Source organism: Pseudomonas sp. UBT, from assembly GCF_050915955.1.
Taxonomy (GTDB): domain Bacteria; phylum Pseudomonadota; class Gammaproteobacteria; order Pseudomonadales; family Pseudomonadaceae; genus Aquipseudomonas; species Aquipseudomonas antarctica_A.
On sequence record NZ_CP168079.1, the window covers coordinates 1,044,068 to 1,062,025 of the forward strand.

Annotated in this window: 27 protein-coding genes; 1 reads left to right on the forward strand and 26 read right to left on the reverse strand. The window is 56.1% G+C overall.

What is annotated here, in order from left to right:
- Positions 1-12: 12 nt before the first annotated feature.
- Both ACDZ94_RS04855 and ACDZ94_RS04860 read right to left on the reverse strand, forming a co-directional pair.
- Positions 13-540 carry a single-stranded DNA-binding protein gene (locus ACDZ94_RS04855; protein ID WP_049711300.1) on the reverse strand — a complete coding sequence of 176 codons (528 nt, stop codon included), beginning with the start codon at positions 538-540 and terminating at the stop codon, positions 13-15.
- 9 nt (positions 541-549) lie between these two features.
- Positions 550-1,944, reverse strand: coding sequence for an MFS transporter (locus ACDZ94_RS04860; protein WP_064454352.1), 1,395 nt, complete (start codon positions 1,942-1,944; stop codon positions 550-552).
- A gap of 178 nt (positions 1,945-2,122) precedes the next feature.
- On the opposite strand from ACDZ94_RS04860, the gene uvrA reads away from it, so the two are divergent.
- Positions 2,123-4,957 carry an excinuclease ABC subunit UvrA gene (gene uvrA, locus ACDZ94_RS04865; RefSeq protein ID WP_259763377.1) on the forward strand — a complete coding sequence of 945 codons (2,835 nt, stop codon included), beginning with the start codon at positions 2,123-2,125 and terminating at the stop codon, positions 4,955-4,957.
- Positions 4,958-5,022: 65 nt separating this feature from the next.
- On the opposite strand, the gene bfr is transcribed toward uvrA, so the two are convergent.
- The 24 genes from bfr to rplV all read right to left on the reverse strand — a co-directional run bounded on the left by bfr (position 5,023) and on the right by rplV (position 17,956).
- A complete protein-coding gene (gene bfr, locus ACDZ94_RS04870; RefSeq protein WP_015886133.1) occupies positions 5,023-5,487 on the reverse strand; it encodes a bacterioferritin in 465 nt (154 codons plus the stop codon).
- A 155-nt stretch (positions 5,488-5,642) separates the two neighbouring features.
- Complete coding sequence (locus tag ACDZ94_RS04875) at positions 5,643-7,091, reverse strand: catalase (RefSeq protein ID WP_432751161.1); 1,449 nt, start codon at positions 7,089-7,091, stop codon at positions 5,643-5,645.
- A gap of 247 nt (positions 7,092-7,338) precedes the next feature.
- Positions 7,339-7,725: a 50S ribosomal protein L17 gene (rplQ, locus tag ACDZ94_RS04880; protein ID WP_007918448.1), complete on the reverse strand. Its 387-nt coding sequence runs from the start codon at positions 7,723-7,725 to the stop codon at positions 7,339-7,341.
- Positions 7,726-7,766: 41 nt separating this feature from the next.
- Positions 7,767-8,768, reverse strand: a complete 1,002-nt coding sequence (locus tag ACDZ94_RS04885) for a DNA-directed RNA polymerase subunit alpha (protein WP_003176403.1) — start codon at positions 8,766-8,768, stop codon at positions 7,767-7,769.
- Between the two features lie 22 nt (positions 8,769-8,790).
- Entirely contained in the window at positions 8,791-9,411 is a 621-nt protein-coding gene (gene rpsD / locus ACDZ94_RS04890; RefSeq protein ID WP_003210056.1) for a 30S ribosomal protein S4, read from the reverse strand.
- An 18-nt stretch (positions 9,412-9,429) separates the two neighbouring features.
- On the reverse strand, positions 9,430-9,819 hold the full coding sequence (gene rpsK, locus ACDZ94_RS04895) for a 30S ribosomal protein S11 (protein ID WP_002555466.1): 390 nt from the start codon (positions 9,817-9,819) through the stop codon (positions 9,430-9,432).
- 30 nt (positions 9,820-9,849) lie between these two features.
- A complete protein-coding gene (gene rpsM, locus ACDZ94_RS04900) occupies positions 9,850-10,206 on the reverse strand; it encodes a 30S ribosomal protein S13 (protein ID WP_003210063.1) in 357 nt (118 codons plus the stop codon).
- A 129-nt stretch (positions 10,207-10,335) separates the two neighbouring features.
- Positions 10,336-10,452, reverse strand: coding sequence for a 50S ribosomal protein L36 (gene rpmJ / locus ACDZ94_RS04905; RefSeq protein ID WP_002555468.1), 117 nt, complete (start codon positions 10,450-10,452; stop codon positions 10,336-10,338).
- 27 nt (positions 10,453-10,479) lie between these two features.
- Positions 10,480-11,808: a preprotein translocase subunit SecY gene (secY, locus tag ACDZ94_RS04910; RefSeq protein WP_432751162.1), complete on the reverse strand. Its 1,329-nt coding sequence runs from the start codon at positions 11,806-11,808 to the stop codon at positions 10,480-10,482.
- The gene (gene rplO, locus ACDZ94_RS04915; protein WP_003176407.1) at positions 11,809-12,246 is read right to left on the reverse strand and encodes a 50S ribosomal protein L15; all 438 of its coding nucleotides are present in this window, start codon (positions 12,244-12,246) and stop codon (positions 11,809-11,811) included.
- Positions 12,247-12,249: 3 nt separating this feature from the next.
- Positions 12,250-12,426 carry a 50S ribosomal protein L30 gene (gene rpmD, locus ACDZ94_RS04920; protein ID WP_003186033.1) on the reverse strand — a complete coding sequence of 59 codons (177 nt, stop codon included), beginning with the start codon at positions 12,424-12,426 and terminating at the stop codon, positions 12,250-12,252.
- 2 nt (positions 12,427-12,428) lie between these two features.
- Entirely contained in the window at positions 12,429-12,929 is a 501-nt protein-coding gene (rpsE, locus tag ACDZ94_RS04925; protein WP_003176409.1) for a 30S ribosomal protein S5, read from the reverse strand.
- A gap of 3 nt (positions 12,930-12,932) precedes the next feature.
- Complete coding sequence (rplR, locus tag ACDZ94_RS04930; RefSeq protein ID WP_003186037.1) at positions 12,933-13,283, reverse strand: 50S ribosomal protein L18; 351 nt, start codon at positions 13,281-13,283, stop codon at positions 12,933-12,935.
- Positions 13,284-13,293: 10 nt separating this feature from the next.
- Positions 13,294-13,827, reverse strand: coding sequence for a 50S ribosomal protein L6 (gene rplF / locus ACDZ94_RS04935; protein WP_003176412.1), 534 nt, complete (start codon positions 13,825-13,827; stop codon positions 13,294-13,296).
- A gap of 12 nt (positions 13,828-13,839) precedes the next feature.
- Entirely contained in the window at positions 13,840-14,232 is a 393-nt protein-coding gene (gene rpsH, locus ACDZ94_RS04940) for a 30S ribosomal protein S8 (protein ID WP_010566853.1), read from the reverse strand.
- Positions 14,233-14,440: 208 nt separating this feature from the next.
- Positions 14,441-14,746: a 30S ribosomal protein S14 gene (gene rpsN, locus ACDZ94_RS04945; protein WP_003176414.1), complete on the reverse strand. Its 306-nt coding sequence runs from the start codon at positions 14,744-14,746 to the stop codon at positions 14,441-14,443.
- A gap of 13 nt (positions 14,747-14,759) precedes the next feature.
- Positions 14,760-15,299, reverse strand: coding sequence for a 50S ribosomal protein L5 (rplE, locus tag ACDZ94_RS04950; protein WP_003176415.1), 540 nt, complete (start codon positions 15,297-15,299; stop codon positions 14,760-14,762).
- 20 nt (positions 15,300-15,319) lie between these two features.
- Positions 15,320-15,634 (reverse strand): 50S ribosomal protein L24, encoded by a 315-nt coding sequence (gene rplX, locus ACDZ94_RS04955; RefSeq protein WP_003176416.1) that lies wholly within the window; start codon positions 15,632-15,634, stop codon positions 15,320-15,322.
- A gap of 11 nt (positions 15,635-15,645) precedes the next feature.
- Positions 15,646-16,014 carry a 50S ribosomal protein L14 gene (gene rplN / locus ACDZ94_RS04960; protein ID WP_002555479.1) on the reverse strand — a complete coding sequence of 123 codons (369 nt, stop codon included), beginning with the start codon at positions 16,012-16,014 and terminating at the stop codon, positions 15,646-15,648.
- 23 nt (positions 16,015-16,037) lie between these two features.
- On the reverse strand, positions 16,038-16,304 hold the full coding sequence (gene rpsQ, locus ACDZ94_RS04965) for a 30S ribosomal protein S17 (protein WP_003176419.1): 267 nt from the start codon (positions 16,302-16,304) through the stop codon (positions 16,038-16,040).
- Between the two features lie 2 nt (positions 16,305-16,306).
- A complete protein-coding gene (gene rpmC / locus ACDZ94_RS04970) occupies positions 16,307-16,498 on the reverse strand; it encodes a 50S ribosomal protein L29 (protein WP_002555481.1) in 192 nt (63 codons plus the stop codon).
- Positions 16,498-16,911 carry a 50S ribosomal protein L16 gene (gene rplP, locus ACDZ94_RS04975; protein WP_003232424.1) on the reverse strand — a complete coding sequence of 138 codons (414 nt, stop codon included), beginning with the start codon at positions 16,909-16,911 and terminating at the stop codon, positions 16,498-16,500. The genes rpmC and rplP overlap by 1 nt, the downstream gene beginning before the upstream one ends.
- Positions 16,912-16,923: 12 nt before the next feature.
- On the reverse strand, positions 16,924-17,610 hold the full coding sequence (gene rpsC, locus ACDZ94_RS04980) for a 30S ribosomal protein S3 (RefSeq protein WP_003176422.1): 687 nt from the start codon (positions 17,608-17,610) through the stop codon (positions 16,924-16,926).
- A 13-nt stretch (positions 17,611-17,623) separates the two neighbouring features.
- Positions 17,624-17,956: a 50S ribosomal protein L22 gene (rplV, locus tag ACDZ94_RS04985; RefSeq protein WP_003103908.1), complete on the reverse strand. Its 333-nt coding sequence runs from the start codon at positions 17,954-17,956 to the stop codon at positions 17,624-17,626.
- Positions 17,957-17,958 lie beyond the last annotated feature (2 nt).

Here is a 17,958-nt window from a genome sequence, read left to right on the forward strand (position 1 = left end):
GGGTCTGAGACCTTAGAACGGGATATCGTCATCAAAGCTGTCGAAATCCGGAGCAGGCTGTGGAGCGGCCTGTTGTGGAGGCGGCGCCTGACGCGATTGTTGCGGTGCCGACTGCTGCGGGCGCGGAGCCTGCTGGCGTGGGGCCGGAGCCGACTGCTGGTAGTTGTTGCCCCCACCTTGTTGCTCGCCCTGCTGTGGACGGCCGCCCAGCAGTTGCATGGTGCCTTGCATGTCGACCACGATTTCGGTGGTGTAACGCTTGATGCCGTCTTTTTCCCACTCGCGGGTTTGCAGTTTGCCTTCGATGTAGACCTGCGAACCTTTGCGCAGGTATTCACCGGCGATCTCTGCCACCTTGCCGAACATCGACACGCGGTGCCATTCGGTCTTCTCGACCTTCTGGCCGGTCTGCTTGTCGGTCCACTGTTCGCTGGTCGCCAGACTCAGGTTGGTCACGGCATTACCGTTAGGCAAGTAGCGAACTTCGGGATCCTGGCCGCATGTACCGACCAATATGACTTTGTTAACCCCACGGGCCATAACGTTCTCCTAAGCTGGGCGCGCTGTCGGCACTGGGTTGACCAGTTGCTCGAGCGTCGCGCGATCCAATAATTCGGTGTCCAATTTGATGTAAATGGCCGCCTCTTCAGCGACCACCACTGCATCTGTTACCCCGACGACGGCCTTCAGGCGCTCTACCAGGCCAGCTTCACGAATTGCTTCGGGCGACAGCGGCAGGCGCAGGCTTGTGACGTACGGAGGTTCGCGCATGGTAACAGCAAAGGCCAGCCAAAGTGCAGCCAGCCCGGCGCATCCGAGGAACACAACCGACAAACCGCCATGCTGGAACATCCAGCCACCCATGATGCCGCCCAGCGCCGAACCGAGGAACTGGCTGGTGGAATACACCCCCATCGCCGTGCCCTTGCCACCGGCCGGTGAAACTTTACTGATCAGCGAAGGCAACGAAGCCTCGAGCAGGTTGAACGCGGTGAAGAACACCACCGTGCCGATTACCAGCGCCCGCAGGCTGTCGCCGTACTCCCAGAAGAATAGCTCAGTGAGCATCAATGTCGCGACGGCACCCAGGAGAACTCGTTTCATTTTGCGTTTCTTCTCGCCGTAGATGATGAACGGGATCATGGCGAAGAACGAGATCAACAGCGCGGTCAGGTAGACCCACCAGTGCTGTTCCTTGGGCAGGCCGGCTTTTTCGACCAGTGCCAGGGGCAGCGCGACGAAGCTGCACATCAGCATTGCGTGCAATACGAAGATACCTAAATCCAGGCGCAGCAGGTCCGGGTGCTTGAGCGTCGGCAGTAACGCCTTGCGTGCGACGCCGGATTCGCGGTGCTGCAGCGTGCCGGTGGAGCGCGGCACCATAAACGCTACGATCACGATCCCGAACAGCGCCATACCGCCGGTGGCAAGGAACAGCCCGTGCAAACCAAAGGCACGTGTCAGCAACGGGCCGACGACCATGGCCACTGCGAACGACAGGCCGATGGTCATGCCGATCATGGCCATGGCCTTGGTACGGTGCTGTTCGCGGGTCAGGTCCGAGAGCAGGGCCATGACGGCAGCGGAAATCGCACCGGCGCCTTGCAGGACGCGCCCGGCAATCACGCCCCAGATCGAGTCTGACTGAGCCGCGAGCACACTGCCGAGGGCGAACACGATCAGCCCCAGGTAAATCACCGGCCGCCGGCCGATACGATCGGAAATGATCCCGAACGGAATCTGAAAAAGTGCCTGGGTCAGGCCATAGGCGCCAATCGCCAGGCCGATCAGGGCGGGGGTCGCGCCTGCGAGATCCATTCCATAGGTCGCCAGCACCGGCAACACCATAAACATGCCAAGCATACGGAAGGCGAACACCAGGGCCAGACCGCTTGCTGCTCGGGTCTCGCCGCTACTCATGCGTTCGCTGTGGGGATCGTGCATGGAAAAACCTCGTGTGAACCGGCGGCGATTCTACCAGTCCCATCGATAGAGAGGGTATATGCGGCGCTTTGCCGCGCAGCTTTCATGTAAGGCTGCACCCGGCACTTTGACAGTGTATATTCATCCAGTCTTTAGCCGTATACTCCTGCATTATTTACGCCCGCCGTGCGAGGCCATCTTGGACAAGATCCTGATTCGTGGGGCTAGAACCCACAACCTGAAGAACATCGACCTGACCCTGCCCCGGGACAAACTGATCGTCATCACCGGCTTGTCCGGGTCCGGCAAATCGTCCCTGGCGTTCGACACGCTGTATGCCGAAGGTCAGCGTCGCTATGTAGAGTCGCTGTCAGCCTATGCCCGGCAATTCCTGTCGATGATGGAAAAGCCTGACGTCGACACCATTGAAGGTTTGTCGCCGGCGATTTCCATCGAGCAAAAGTCGACCTCCCATAACCCGCGCTCCACCGTGGGCACCATTACCGAAATCTACGACTACCTGCGCCTGCTGTACGCGCGCGTGGGTATTCCGCGCTGCCCGGACCACGATATTCCCCTGGAAGCCCAGACCGTCAGCCAAATGGTCGACCTGGTGCTGGCCCAGCCTGAGGGCGCCAAGCTGATGCTGCTGGCGCCGGTCATTCGTGAGCGCAAGGGCGAACACCTTTCGGTCTTCGAAGAGCTGCGCGCTCAGGGTTTCGTGCGCGCGCGCATCAACGGCAAGCTCTATGAGCTGGATGAAGCGCCAAAGCTCGACAAGCAGAAGAAGCATTCCATTGATGTCGTGGTCGACCGCTTCAAGGTGCGTGCCGACTTGCAGCAGCGTTTGGCGGAATCGTTCGAAACCGCGCTGAAGCTGGCGGATGGCATTGCGCTGGTTGCGCCGATGGATGACGAGCCGGGTGAAGAAATCATCTTCTCCGCACGTTTTGCCTGTCCGATCTGCGGGCATGCCATCAGCGAGCTGGAACCCAAGCTGTTTTCCTTCAACAACCCGGCAGGCGCCTGCCCGACGTGTGATGGCCTTGGGGTAAAGCAGTTCTTCGACATCAAGCGCCTGGTCAATGGTGACCTGACGTTGGCGGAGGGCGCGATACGCGGCTGGGACAGGCGTAACGTCTATTACTTCCAGATGCTCGGGTCGTTGGCATCCCACTATAAATTCAGCCTGGAAGTGCCGTTCAACCAACTGCCGGCAGAGCAGCAGAAAGTCATCCTGCACGGCAGTGGTTCGCAGAACGTCGACTTCAAGTACCTAAACGACCGTGGCGATATCGTCAAACGCTCGCACCCGTTCGAGGGCATCGTGCCGAACCTGGAGCGGCGCTACCGTGAGACCGAATCGGCGAGCGTGCGCGAAGAGCTGGCGAAGTTCCTCAGCACCCAACCGTGCCCGGACTGCCGGGGCACTCGCCTGCGCCGCGAGGCGCGCCATGTGTGGGTGGGTGAGAAGACGTTGCCAGCGGTGACCAACCTGCCAATTGGCGATGCCTGTGAATATTTCGGCGTGCTCAAGCTGACCGGCCGGCGCGGGGAAATTGCTGACAAGATCCTCAAGGAAATCCGCGAGCGCTTGCAGTTCCTGGTTAACGTCGGCCTGGATTATCTGTCGCTGGATCGCAGCGCAGACACGCTGTCTGGCGGTGAAGCCCAGCGAATTCGGTTGGCCAGCCAGATTGGTGCCGGCCTTGTTGGCGTGTTGTACATCCTTGATGAACCGTCGATTGGCTTGCATCAGCGGGACAATGACCGCCTCTTGGGAACGCTTAAACACCTGCGGGATATCGGTAACACCGTGATCGTGGTCGAGCACGATGAAGACGCGATTCGCCTGGCGGATTATGTGGTCGACATTGGCCCGGGTGCAGGCGTGCACGGTGGGCACATCGTCGCCGAAGGCACACCTGCCGAAGTCATGGCTCACCCGGATTCGCTGACGGGCAAATACCTGTCCGGTCGAGTGAAGATCGAAGTGCCCGCCAAGCGCACGCCGCGTAACAAAAAGATGGCGTTGCACCTCAAGGGCGCGCGCGGCAACAACCTGCGCAATGTGGACCTGGAAATACCTCTCGGCCTGCTGACCTGTGTGACCGGCGTTTCCGGCTCCGGCAAGTCGACGCTCATCAACAACACGCTGTTCCCGCTGAGTGCCACCGCCCTGAACGGCGCCACCACGCTGGAGGCCGCGGCACACGACAGCATCAAAGGTTTGGAGCACTTGGACAAGGTGGTCGATATCGACCAAAGCCCGATTGGCCGCACGCCGCGTTCCAACCCGGCGACCTATACCGGGTTGTTCACGCCGATACGTGAACTGTTTGCGGGCGTGCCGGAGTCTCGCTCACGCGGTTACGGGCCGGGCCGGTTCTCGTTCAACGTCAAGGGCGGGCGCTGCGAGGCGTGCCAGGGCGATGGCCTGATCAAGGTTGAGATGCACTTCCTGCCGGACATCTACGTGCCGTGCGATGTGTGCAAGAGCAAGCGCTACAACCGCGAAACCCTGGAGATCAAATACAAGGGTAAAAACATCCACGAAACCCTGGAGATGACCATCGAGGAAGCGCGGGTGTTCTTCGACGCGGTGCCTGCGTTGGCGCGCAAGCTGCAGACCTTGATGGATGTGGGCCTGTCGTACATCAAGCTGGGGCAGTCGGCGACCACGTTGTCCGGCGGCGAGGCGCAGCGGGTGAAGCTGTCTCGCGAGCTGTCCAAGCGCGATACGGGCAAGACGCTGTACATCCTCGATGAACCGACTACGGGCCTGCACTTTGCAGATATTCAGCAATTGCTGGATGTTCTGCACCGCTTGCGTGATCACGGCAACACAGTGGTGGTGATCGAGCACAACCTTGATGTGATCAAGACCGCCGACTGGCTGGTGGACCTGGGGCCGGAAGGCGGCTCCAAGGGTGGCCAGATCATCGCGGTGGGTACGCCGGAACAGGTCTCGGAGATGCCGCAGTCACATACCGGTTACTACTTAAAGCCGTTATTGGCGCGCGACAAAGCCTGATTTATCGGGCGCATGAAAAAGCCCCTGTCACGTTGCGGTGACAGGGGCTTTTTTGTAGCCGGGAATCAGAACTGCGATTGCAGGTAATTTTCCAGGCCGACCAGCTTGATCAGGCCCAACTGCTTTTCCAGCCAGTAGGTGTGATCTTCTTCGGTGTCATTCAACTGCACCCGCAGAATTTCGCGGGTGACATAGTCGTTGTGCTGCTCGCAGAGTTCGATGCCCTTGCAGAGCGCGGCACGCACCTTGTATTCGAGGCGAAGGTCAGCGGCGAGCATGTCAGGCACCGTGGTGCCCACATCCAGGTCGTCTGGACGCATACGCGGCGTGCCTTCGAGCATCAGGATGCGGCGCATCAGTGCGTCGGCGTGCTGCGCCTCTTCTTCCATTTCGTGGTTGATACGCTCGTAGAGCTCGGTAAAGCCCCAGTCTTCGTACATGCGCGAATGGATGAAATATTGGTCACGAGCTGCCAGTTCGCCCGTCAGCAACGTGTTGAGGTAATCGATTACGTCGGGGTGACCTTGCATCGCCCTACATCTCCCTGCTTGAAAGTCTGTAGTTTGAACCATGATGACCCGGAGGTCACGGGACTAACGGCAGAAAAGTGATGATTTCCGCAGAAAAGTAGCTGAAATAACGCAAAAACCGCCCAAATGAGGGCGGTTCTGCTTATCGTTTAGAGTCAGTTAAGCGATACACCCAGCGCATTTGCAATGCCTTGCCCGTAATCAGGGTCAGCTTTGAAGAAGTGCTGCAGCTGGCGCTGAACCACATCGCTGCTGACCCCGGCCATAGCGCCGGCAATGTTGCTGATCAGCAGGGCTTTCTGCCCGGCATCCATCAAGCGGAACAGCGCACCCGCGTGGCTGTAGTAATCGGTATCTTCGCGATGATCGTAGCGATCAGCTGCACCGGTCAACGCCAGAGCAGGCTCTGCGTATTGTGGCGCTTGCTTGGGCGCATCAGCGTAGCTGTTTGGCTCATAGTTAGGCGTTGCGCCGCCGTTACTGCCGAAGGCCATCGAACCATCACGCTGGTAGCTGTTCACCGGGCTGCGCGGGGCATTCACCGGCAATTGCTGATGGTTGGTGCCAACACGGTAGCGGTGCGCATCCGCGTAAGCGAATACGCGGCCTTGCAGCATGCGGTCCGGCGACAGCCCCACACCCGGAACCATGTTGCTTGGGCCAAAGGCGGCTTGCTCAACTTCAGCGAAGTAATTCTGCGGGTTACGGTTGAGTTCCAGCTCGCCGACTTCGATCAACGGGAATTCTTTCTGCGACCATGTTTTGGTCACGTCAAAAGGGTTCTCGTAATGAGCGTTGGCTTGCGCTTCGGTCATGACCTGGATGTTGACACTCCATTTCGGGAAGTCGCCACGCTCGATCGCACCAAACAAGTCACGCTGCGCGTAATCAGGGTCTGTACCAGCCAGGCGTGCAGCTTCAGCAGGCGCCAGGTTCTTGATCCCTTGCTTGGTCTTGTAGTGCCACTTGACCCAATGACGTTCGCCACGGGCGTTGATCAGGCTGTACGTGTGACTGCCGAAGCCGTGCATGTGACGGTAGCCGTCAGGAATGCCCCGATCCGAAAACAGGATGGTGACCTGGTGCAGTGCTTCTGGAGAGTGCGACCAGAAGTCCCACATCATCTGCGCACTTTTCAGGTTGCTTTGCGGCAGGCGCTTTTGGGTGTGGATAAAGTCCGGAAACTTCAGCGGGTCGCGGATGAAGAATACTGGCGTGTTGTTACCCACGATGTCCCAGTTCCCTTCGTCAGTGTAGAACTTCAAGGCAAAACCGCGTGGATCGCGCTCGGTGTCAGCCGAACCGCGCTCGCCACCTACCGTAGAGAATCGCAGGAAGGTCGGTGTTTGTTTCCCGACGGTCTCGAACAGCTTAGCGCTGGTGTACTGAGTAATGTCACGGGACACAGTGAACGTGCCGTAAGCACCCGAGCCTTTGGCGTGCACACGGCGCTCGGGAATGTTTTCACGGTTGAAATGCGCAAGCTTTTCGATCAGATGGAAATCGTCGAGCAACAAGGGCCCACGAGGACCGGCAGTGCGGGAGTTCTGGTTATCGGCGACAGGCGCACCGCTGGCGGTGGTCAGGATTTTGTTCTGGCTCATGCTCAATCTTCCTCAGGTCAGGCTAGGAACTGCCGGCTAATCGGCTTGGAGGGAGTATTGACCATCAAGATGACACCATCAAATGCATTAAATCATGGACTTTGATAGAAAATAACTAACGAACCGTCCTGGCAAGTAGCTTTGGATGTGCAAGAGCACCGGCAGCGACGTGAGGAATATAGACGGCTTTTATTACGCGCACAAAAAACCGGGCACTAGGCCCGGTTCTTCGTTGCAGACTGTCGTCTTACTCGGCGCTTACAGCTTCGCCGGCAGTAGCACGATCAACCAACTCGACGTACGCCATAGGCGCGTTGTCGCCAGTGCGGAAACCGCACTTGAGGATGCGCAGGTAGCCACCCTCACGGGTAGCATAACGCTTGCCCAGGTCGTTGAAGAGCTTACCAACGATAGCTTTCGAACGAGTACGGTCGAAAGCCAGACGGCGGTTAGCCAGGCTGTCTGTCTTGGCCAAAGTGATCAGCGGCTCAGCAACGCGACGCAGTTCTTTAGCTTTCGGCAGTGTAGTTTTGATCAGCTCGTGCTCGAACAGCGACACCGCCATGTTTTGGAACATGGCCTTGCGGTGCGAGCTGGTACGGCTCAGGTGACGACCACTTTTACGATGACGCATGGTTCATTCCTTACCAAACTCACGTTCGGTGATTACGACGATCAGGCAGTCGCCTTGTCGTCCTTCTTAAGACTTGCAGGCGGCCAGTTGTCGAGGCGCATGCCGAGGGACAGACCGCGGGAGGCCAGAACGTCCTTGATTTCAGTCAAGGATTTCTTGCCCAGGTTCGGAGTCTTCAACAGTTCTACTTCGGTACGCTGAATCAGGTCACCGATGTAGTAAATGTTTTCCGCCTTAAGGCAGTTAGCCGAACGTACAGTCAGTTCCAGATCGTCAACCGGGCGAAGCAGGATCGGATCGATCTCGTCTTCCTGCTCGATTACCACTGGTTCGCTGTCACCTTTGAGGTCGACGAACGCAGCCAACTGCTGTTGCAGAATGGTTGCAGCGCGGCGAATAGCCTCTTCAGGATCCAGAGTACCGTTGGTTTCCAGATCAATAACCAGCTTGTCCAGGTTAGTACGCTGTTCGACACGGGCGTTTTCCACCACGTATGCGATACGGCGAACCGGGCTGAACGAAGAGTCAAGCTGCAAGCGACCAATGCTGCGGCTTTCGTCTTCATCGCTCTGACGCGAGTCGGCCGGTTCATAACCACGACCACGAGCTACAGTGAGCTTCATGTTCAGGGCGCCGTTAGACGCCAGGTTAGCGATTACGTGATCGGGGTTAACGATCTCGACATCATGATCCAGCTGAATATCGGCAGCGGTAACCACCCCCGAACCCTTCTTCGACAAGGTCAGCGTAACTTCGTCACGACCGTGCAGCTTGATAGCCAGACCTTTAAGGTTCAACAGGATTTCAATTACGTCTTCCTGTACACCTTCGATGGCGCTGTACTCGTGGAGCACACCGTCAATCTCGGCCTCGACTACTGCACAGCCGGGCATTGAGGACAACAGGATGCGGCGCAGCGCGTTGCCCAGGGTGTGGCCAAAACCACGCTCGAGAGGCTCGAGAGTGATCTTGGCGCGGGTTGGACTGACAACCTGCACATCAATGTGGCGGGGTGTCAGGAACTCATTTACCGAAATCTGCATGGATGCACCTATTTTCTAGCCCTTACTTGGAGTAGAGCTCGACAATCAGGCTTTCGTTGATGTCGGCGGACAGATCACTGCGAGCAGGAACGTTCTTGAAAACGCCCGACTTCTTCTCAGTGTCTACTTCTACCCATTCTACGCGGCCACGTTGGGCACACAGATCGAGAGCTTGGACAATGCGAAGTTGGTTTTTTGCTTTCTCGCGAATCGCGACCACGTCACCAGCACGAACCTGGTAAGACGGCACGTTAACGGTTTGGCCGTTTACGCTGACGGATTTGTGCGATACCAGCTGACGGGATTCGGCACGAGTCGAACCAAAGCCCATACGGTATACAACGTTGTCCAGACGGCATTCGAGCAGTTGCAGCAGGTTTTCACCGGTTGCACCTTTCTTGCCAGCAGCTTCTTTGTAGTAGCCGCTGAACTGACGCTCGAGAACGCCGTAAATACGACGGACCTTCTGCTTTTCACGCAGTTGGGTGCCGTAATCGGACTGGCGACCGCGGCGTTGGCCGTGGATACCAGGTGCTGCTTCAATGTTGCACTTCGATTCGATCGCGCGCACGCCGCTCTTCAGGAAGAGATCGGTGCCTTCGCGACGAGCGAGTTTGCATTTTGGACCAATGTAACGAGCCATTCTTTACAATCTCCTGGATTACACGCGGCGCTTCTTCGGCGGACGGCACCCGTTGTGCGGGATTGGCGTCACGTCGGTGATGCTGGCGATCTTATAGCCACAGCCGTTCAAAGCACGGACAGCAGACTCACGACCTGGACCTGGACCTTTGACGTTAACGTCGAGGTTTTTCAGGCCGTATTCCAGCGCAGCTTGACCAGCACGTTCAGCAGCTACTTGAGCAGCGAACGGGGTGGACTTGCGGGAACCGCGGAAACCCGAACCACCAGAGGTAGCCCAAGATAGCGCGTTACCTTGACGGTCGGTGATGGTCACGATTGTGTTGTTAAAAGATGCATGGATGTGGGCGATGCCATCAACCACTGTCTTTTTAACTTTTTTACGAGGACGAGCAGCAGGTTTTGCCATGATTAATTTCCTGTCGATTCGCGTGGGCGATTACTTGCGGATCGGCTTACGCGGACCTTTACGGGTACGCGCGTTAGTCTTGGTACGCTGACCGCGTACTGGAAGACCACGACGATGACGCAGACCACGGTAGCAACCGAGGTCCATCAAACGCTTGATTTTCATGTTGATTTCGCGACGCAGGTCACCTTCAGTGGTGAACTTCGCCACTTCGCCACGCAACAGCTCAATCTGCTCGTCGCTCAGATCTTTGATCTTTGCGGCTGGGTTTACCCCAGTATCTGCGCAAATTTTCTGCGCAGTAGTGCGACCAACACCATAGATGTAGGTCAGCGAGATAACAGTGTGCTTGTTATCTGGAATGTTAACGCCTGCAATACGGGCCATTCAGTGGGACTCCAATTGACAGCTACCTACGCCCCGGAAGCCAAGAAATAGGGCGCGAGATAATATCGCTGTAATAACAAATAATCAACCCGGCAGCGCACTAGCTGCCGGGCTTCAAGCGGATCACACTCAGCCTTGGCGCTGTTTGTGACGCGGTTCCGCGCTGCAAATTACTCGAACAACACCTTCGCGGCGAATAATTTTGCAGTTACGGCACAGCTTTTTCACCGATGCACGAACTTTCATCACCAACTCCTCGAACCTTATGGGTACTCAGCGCAACATGCCGCTGCCGTAACCCTTCAGGTTGGCTTTCTTCATCAGGGATTCGTACTGGTGCGAAACGAGGTGCGATTGTACTTGGGACATGAAGTCCATCACAACCACGACCACGATCAGCAACGAGGTCCCGCCAAGGTAGAACGGAACGTTTGCTGCAACCACCAGGAACTGGGGCAACAAGCACACGGCCGTCATATATAGAGCACCGAACAGGGTCAAACGAGTCAGAACGCCATCAATGTAGCGTGCAGACTGCTCACCTGGACGGATGCCCGGAATAAAGGCACCGGACTTCTTCAGGTTTTCCGCTACGTCTTTCGGATTGAACATCAACGCCGTATAGAAGAAGCAGAAGAAAATAATCCCTGCACTAAACAGCAGAATATTCAACGGCTGACCAGGAGCGATCGACTGAGAGAGGTCCTGCAGCCAGCCCATATTTTCAGACTGACCAAACCAGGTACCCAACGAAGCCGGAAACAGCAAAATGCTGCTCGCGAAAATTGCCGGAATTACACCGGCCATATTCACTTTCAGCGGCAAGTGGCTGGTCTGCGCAGCAAAAACCTTGCGGCCCTGCTGACGCTTGGCGTAGTGAACAGCAATACGACGCTGACCACGCTCAATGAACACCACAAAACCGATAATCGCTACTGCCAGCAAACCGATGGCAACCAGAGCGAAGATGTTGATATCACCCTGACGTGCAGACTCGAAAGACTGCCCAATTGCTCTCGGAAGACCGGCGACGATACCTGCGAAAATCAACATCGAGATACCGTTACCAACACCACGTTCAGTAATCTGCTCACCCAGCCACATCATGAACATCGCACCAGCCACAAACGTGGATACTGCGACGAAATAGAAGCCAAAGTCACCAATGAACGCAACGCCCTGCCCCGCCAAGCCAACGGACATGCCGATAGCTTGAACCAGGGCGAGAACGACAGTGCCGTAGCGGGTGTACTGGCTAATCTTGCGACGGCCAGCTTCACCTTCCTTCTTCAACTGCTCCAGCTGCGGGCTGACGGCGGTCATCAGTTGCATGATGATCGATGCCGAAATGTACGGCATGATCCCCAGTGCAAAGATACTCATCCGTTCCAGCGCGCCGCCGGAAAACATGTTGAACAAGCTAAGAATGGTCCCCTCATTCTGTCGAAACAGGTCTGCGAGTCGGTCCGGGTTGATACCTGGAACCGGGATGTGTGCGCCTATTCGGTAGACGATAATCGCCAGGAACAGAAAACGCAGACGAGCCCAAAGTTCAGACATACCGCCTTTGCCGAGCGCTGAGAGAGCACCTTGCTTAGCCATTTATTCCTCGAACTTGCCGCCAGCTGCTTCGATAGCCGAACGCGCACCTTTGGTGGCGCCGATTCCCTTGCCGATAGTGACAGCGCGAGTCACTTCACCGGACAGCATGATTTTCACACGCTGTACGTTGACGTTGATCACGTTGGCATCTTTCAGGGTCTGCACAGTAACGATGTCGCCTTCCACTTTAGCCAGCTCGGACAGACGCACTTCTGCGCGATCCATGGCTTTCAGGGATACGAAACCGAACTTAGGCAGGCGACGATGCAGCGGCTGTTGACCGCCTTCAAAGCCAGGAGCGATGGTGCCACCGGAGCGGGAGGTTTGACCTTTGTGGCCACGGCCACCAGTCTTACCCAAACCGCTACCGATACCACGGCCCGGACGATGCTTTTCGCGACGGGAACCCGGCGCTGGACTCAGATCATTGAGTTTCATCGATTAACCCTCTACACGCAGCATGTAGTAAGCCTTGTTGATCATCCCGCGATTCTCGGGAGTATCCAGGACTTCTACAGTGTGACCGATGCGACGCAGACCCAAACCTTTAACGCACAGTTTGTGGTTAGGGATGCGGCCGGTCATGCTTTTGATCAGCGTTACTTTAACGGTAGCCATGATCAGAAGATCTCCTTGACAGTCAAGCCGCGCTTGGCAGCAATGGACTCAGGAGATTGCATAGCTTTCAAACCCTTGAAAGTGGCGTGAACCACGTTTACCGGGTTAGTCGAGCCGTAGCACTTGGCCAGAACGTTCTGAACGCCAGCAACTTCGAGGACAGCACGCATAGCGCCGCCAGCGATGATACCGGTACCTTCAGAAGCAGGCTGCATGTACACCTTCGAAGCGCCATGGGCAGACTTCATTGCGTACTGCAGCGTGGTGCCGTTCAGATCAACTTGGATCATGTTGCGACGAGCAGCTTCCATTGCCTTCTGGATCGCAGCAGGCACTTCACGTGACTTGCCACGGCCGAAGCCAACACGCCCTTTACCATCACCCACCACGGTCAACGCGGTGAAAGTGAAGATACGGCCGCCTTTAACGGTTTTGGCTACGCGGTTAACTTGAACCAGCTTCTCAATGTAGCCTTCGTCGCGCTTTTGGTCGTTATTTGACATAACTTAGAACTCCAGCCCAGCTTCACGAGCAGCATCAGCCAGCGCTTTCACGCGACCGTGGTACTTGAAGCCAGAGCGGTCGAAAGCCACTTGCGAGACGCCAGCGGCCTTAGCACGCGTAGCGACCAGCTGGCCAACCTTAGTGGCCGCGTCGATGTTGCCAGTGGCACCATCACGCAGTTCTTTATCCAAAGTCGAGGCGCTTGCCAGGACTTTGTTGCCGTCGGCCGAGATGACCTGGGCGTAGATGTGCTGCGACGAGCGGAACACGCAGAGACGCACGACTTCGAGTTCGTGCATTTTCAGGCGTGCTTTGCGAGCGCGACGCAGTCGAGTAACTTTTTTGTCGGTCATTTGCTATGCCCTACTTCTTCTTGGCTTCTTTACGACGGACGACTTCGTCCGCGTAGCGCACACCTTTGCCTTTGTACGGCTCTGGTGGACGGAAGTCGCGGATCTCAGCGGCCACCTGACCTACCAGCTGCTTATCAATACCCTTGATCAGGATATCGGTTTGGCTAGGGGTCTCAGCGGTGATGCCTTCCGGCAGTTCGTAATCCACTGGGTGCGAGAAGCCAAGGGCCAGGTTCAAAACCGTGCCTTTTGCTTGCGCTTTGTAACCAACACCGACCAGCTGGAGCTTACGCTCGAAGCCTTGGCTTACGCCTTGGACCATGTTGTTTACCAACGCACGCGTGGTACCGGCCATTGCGCGAGTTTGTTGATCGCCATTGCGAGCAGCGAAACGCAGCTCACCAGCTTCTTCAACGATCTCAACGGACGAATGGATATTCAGTTCAAGAGTGCCCTTGGCACCCTTCACCGAAAGCTGTTGGCCTGCGAATTTTACTTCGACACCGGCTGGCAGCTTAACGGGGTTCTTAGCGACGCGAGACATGCTTATCCCCCCTTAGAACACAGTGCAAAGAACTTCGCCGCCGACACCGGCAGCGCGCGCAGCACGATCCGTCATCACACCTTTGTTGGTGGAGACGATAGACACGCCCAGACCGCCACGAACTTTCGGCAGATCTTCGGCGGACTTGTACTGACGCAGGCCTGGACGGCTAACGCGCTTCACTTCCTCGATGACCGAACGGCCTTCGAAGTACTTCAGCTCGATGGACAGCAGTGGCTTGGTTTCGCTGCTGATCTGATAACCCGCAATGTAGCCTTCGTCTTTCAGGACTTTGGCAACAGCTACCTTCAACTTGGAAGATGGCATGCTTACGACGGACTTTTCAGCCATCTGGGCATTACGGATACGAGTTAGCATGTCCGCTAACGGGTCCTGCATACTCATGGGCTAGACGCTCCTAATACAAAAAAATTAGCCTTGCGGCTACATATGTCGCCGAGAATCTCCGAGCGTAAAACACACGGGCTCAGGCGAGCCGCGTATTTTAGACACACTCCAGAAATGAAACAAGCCCCAAAAGGGGCTTGTTCCAGATTCAAGGCCACCGGCGGTCAGTATCTTGCGATACCAACCGCCTGGACTCTGAAAGTACTTACCAGCTGGCTTTAACCAGACCTGGTACGTCACCACGCATTGCCGCTTCACGCAGTTTGTTACGGCCGAGGCCGAACTTGCGGTAAACGCCGTGTGGACGACCGGTCAGGCGGCAGCGGTTACGCATGCGCGAAGCGCTTGCGTCACGTGGCTGCTTCTGCAGAGCTACTGTAGCTTCCCAACGTGCTTCTGGACTTGCGTTCAGATCAACGATGATTGCTTTCAGTGCTGCACGCTTCTTGGCGTACTTGGCAACCGTGAGCTGACGCTTCAGCTCGCGGTTTTTCATGCTCATCTTGGCCATGGTCCTACTCCAATCAGTTGCGGAACGGGAATTTGAACGCACGCAGCAGAGCGCGGCCTTCATCATCGTTCTTGGCAGTGGTGGTCAGGGTGATGTCCAGACCGCGGAGAGCATCGATCTTGTCGTAGTCGATTTCCGGGAAGATGATCTGCTCTTTCACGCCCATGCTGTAGTTACCACGACCATCGAAGGACTTGGCATTCAGGCCGCGGAAGTCGCGGACCCGAGGCAGGGAGATCGACAGCAGACGATCCAGGAATTCGTACATACGCTCACGGCGCAGAGTCACTTTGACGCCGATCGGCCAACCTTCACGGACTTTAAAGCCAGCGATGGATTTCCGAGCGTAAGTCACAACGACTTTTTGACCGGTGATCTTTTCCAGGTCAGCAACAGCGTGTTCGATGACTTTTTTGTCGCCGACCGCTTCGCCCAGACCCATGTTCAGGGTGATTTTGGTAACGCGTGGAACTTCCATCACGTTCGAAAGCTTAAGTTCTTCCTTAAGCTTCGGTGCGATTTCTTTCCAGTAAATCTCTTTTAGTCGTGCCATGGTCTTCTACCTAGCAGTGTTCAAGCATCAACCGCTTTTTGGGTCGACTTGAAGACACGAATTTTCTTGCCATCTTCTACTTTGAAACCAACGCGGTCAGCCTTGTTGGTTTCGCCGTTGAAAATGGCGACGTTAGAAGCGTCCAGCGGAGCTTCTTTTTCGACGATACCGCCTTGTACGCCCGACATCGGGTTAGGCTTGGTATGACGCTTAACCAGGTTCAGACCGCCGATAACCAGACGGTTATTAGCGAGAACCTTAAGCACCTTACCGCGCTTACCTTTGTCTTTGCCGGCGATCACGATGATCTCGTCGTCACGACGAATCTTTTGCATGTCGGATCTCCTTACAGCACTTCTGGGGCGAGCGAGACGATCTTCATGAACTTCTCAGTACGAAGTTCACGGGTCACTGGCCCAAAGATACGGGTGCCGATCGGCTCTTGCTTGTTGTTCAGAAGAACAGCAGCGTTGCCATCAAAGCGGATAATGGAGCCATCTGCACGGCGTACGCCGTGACGAGTGCGGACTACAACAGCAGTCATCACTTGGCCTTTTTTCACTTTACCGCGAGGAATTGCTTCCTTCACGGTAACTTTGATGATGTCACCGATACCAGCGTAACGACGATGGGAGCCACCCAGCACCTTGATGCACATAACACGGCGAGCGCCGCTGTTATCGGCCACATCGAGCATGGATTGAGTCTGAATCATATAATTTCTCCGACCCCTAGTCCTTAGACTTCCACAGCGCGTTCGAGAACATCAACCAGTGCCCAAGACTTGGTCTTGGCCAGCGGACGAGTTTCACGAATAGTGACTTTGTCGCCGATGTGGCACTGGTTGGTTTCGTCGTGCGCGTGCAGCTTAGTCGAACGCTTAACATATTTACCGTAGATCGGGTGCTTAACGCGACGCTCGATCAAAACGGTGATGGTTTTGTCCATCTTGTCGCTGACAACACGGCCAGTCAGCGTACGGACAGTCTTTTCGGCTTCAGCCATGATCACTTACCTGCCTGCTGGTTGAGCACAGTCTTCACGCGAGCAATGTCACGCTTAACTTGCGAGAGCAGATGAGACTGCCCCAACTGGCCAGTTGCTTTCTGCATACGCAGATTGAACTGGTCGCGCAGCAGGCCGAGCAGTTGCTCGTTCAGCTGCTGTGCGGATTTTTCACGAAGTTCATTCGCTTTCATCACATCACCGTCCGTTTAACAAAGGCGGTGGCGAGCGGCAGCTTTGCAGCAGCCAGGGCAAAAGCCTCACGCGCCAGCTCTTCAGTTACACCCTCGATTTCATACAGGACTTTGCCTGGCTGAATCTGGGCTACCCAGTATTCCACGTTACCCTTACCTTTACCCATCCGAACTTCGAGGGGCTTTTTGGAAATCGGCTTGTCCGGGAATACACGGATCCAGATCTTGCCGCCACGTTTAACGTGACGGGTCAGAGCACGACGCGCTGACTCGATCTGACGAGCGGTGAGACGACCACGAGCTACAGACTTCAGCGCGAACTCGCCGAAGCTGACTTTGCTACCGCGCTGAGCCAGACCACGGTTGTGGCCTGTCATCTGCTTGCGGAACTTCGTACGCTTTGGTTGCAACATTTGGCGTACCCCTTACTTAGCAGCTTTTTTACGAGGCGCTGGTGCTTGTGGTTTCAGTTCTTCTTGGCGACCACCAATTACTTCGCCTTTGAAGATCCAAACCTTTACACCGATCACACCGTAAGTGGTGTGAGCTTCGTAGTTGGCATAGTCGATGTCGGCACGCAGGGTGTGCAGTGGCACACGACCTTCGCGATACCATTCAGTACGTGCGATTTCAGCACCGCCGAGACGACCGCTCACTTGGATTTTGATGCCTTTGGCACCAATGCGCATGGCGTTCTGTACGGCACGCTTCATAGCGCGACGGAACATTACGCGACGCTCCAGCTGCTGAGCTACGCTCTGCGCAACCAGCATACCGTCGAGCTCCGGCTTACGGATCTCTTCGATATTGATGTGCACAGGCACACCCATTTGCTTGGTCAGGTCCTGACGCAGTTTCTCAACATCTTCACCTTTCTTCCCGATAACGATACCTGGACGAGCGGTGTGGATGGTGATACGTGCAGTTTGCGCCGGACGATGGATATCGATACGGCTTACGGACGCGCTTTTTAGTTTGTCTTGGAGATACTCACGCACCTTCAGATCAGCGAACAAATAGTCCGCATAAGTCCGACCGTCTGCGTACCAGACGGAGGTGTGCTCCTTGACGATTCCCAGGCGAATGCCAATGGGATGTACTTTCTGACCCATCTCTTCGACTCCGTTACTTGTCAGCAACCTTGACAGTGATATGGCAAGACCGCTTGACGATGCGATCAGCACGGCCTTTGGCACGTGGCATGATGCGCTTCAGCGAACGCCCTTCGTTGACGAAAACGGTGCTGACCTTCAGGTCATCAACGTCTGCGCCTTCGTTATGCTCGGCGTTGGCTACGGCCGACTCCAGCACTTTCTTCATGATCTCGGCGGCTTTCTTACTGCTGAAAGCCAACAGGTTGAGCGCTTCGCCCACCTTCTTCCCGCGGATCTGGTCGGCGACCAAGCGGGCTTTCTGGGCGGAGATTCGAGCGCCCGACAACTTAGCGGCTACTTCCATTT